Raw genomic sequence first — 1,007 nt, 5'->3', positions numbered from 1 at the left:
AATCATCTCCACTCGCCAGTGGTACATCAAAAACGGTGCACGGGATGCCGACCTGCGGGCGCGCCTCATCGAGGCCGGCAGGCGGATCGGATTCACCCCGGAACACATGCGGGTGCGGTACGAGAACTGGGTCGGCGGCCTCACGGGCGACTGGCTGATCTCACGGCAACGCTTCTTCGGTGTGCCGATCCCGGTGTGGTATCACCTCGACGCCCACGGCGAAAAGGGGGAGCCGATCGTTCCCTCCGAAGATCGGCTGCCCGTCGACCCATCCTCAGACGTTCCCAGCGGGTTCAGTGAAGCCGATCGTGGCATCACTTTCGTGGGCGAGCTCGACATCATGGACACCTGGGCCACCTCCTCCCTTACCCCGCAGATCGCCGGGGGGTGGGTAACCGATCCAGAGCTGTTTGGCCTGGTGTTCCCGTACTCCTTGCGCAGCCAGGGCCAGGACATCATCCGTACCTGGCTGTTCTCGACAGTGCTTCGCGCGGAACTGGAGGAAGGGAAGGTCCCTTGGGAGAACGCGGGCATCTCCGGTTTCATCGTCGACCCTGATCGCAAGAAGATGTCGAAATCCAAGGGCAATGTGGTGACGCCGAAGGGCATGCTCGACGAGTACGGTTCCGACGCGGTGCGGTATTGGGCCGCGTCCAGCAGGCTCGGCACCGATGCGGCGTTCGACCCGCAGAACCCTAAGCAGATCAAGATCGGGCGTCGACTGGCAATCAAGATCCTGAATGCCGCGAAGTTCGTCTACTCCTTCCCGGGGGCCGGTCTTCCGGGGGGAAGCGTCCCAGAAACTGATGTCCCGGAGGCCGGCGCAGGGGAAGCGGTAAGCCTCGATCCGATCGGCTCGTCGACCGGCGCGATCACCGAACCGCTCGACATCGACATGCTCGCCGAGCTTAATTCTGTGATCGCCACGGCGACGACAGCGCTCGAGGAGTTCGACCACGCCAAAGCTCTCGAGGTCAGCGAGAAATTCTTCTGGACCTTCTGCGACG

At 62.9% G+C, this 1,007-nt stretch carries 1 protein-coding gene; it reads left to right on the top strand.

Translation table 11 applies throughout. The annotated features are described in order from the left end of the window. Positions 1–1,007, top strand: a 1,007-nt coding sequence (locus tag RMN95_RS16705) for a class I tRNA ligase family protein (protein WP_309618032.1), incomplete at both ends; no start/stop codon positions are given.

Source organism: Salinibacterium sp. (assembly GCF_031364185.1).
Lineage (GTDB): Bacteria > Actinomycetota > Actinomycetes > Actinomycetales > Microbacteriaceae > Rhodoglobus.
Note: the sequence above shows the minus strand (reverse complement) of the source record. Positions and strands in the feature narration are given on the sequence as shown.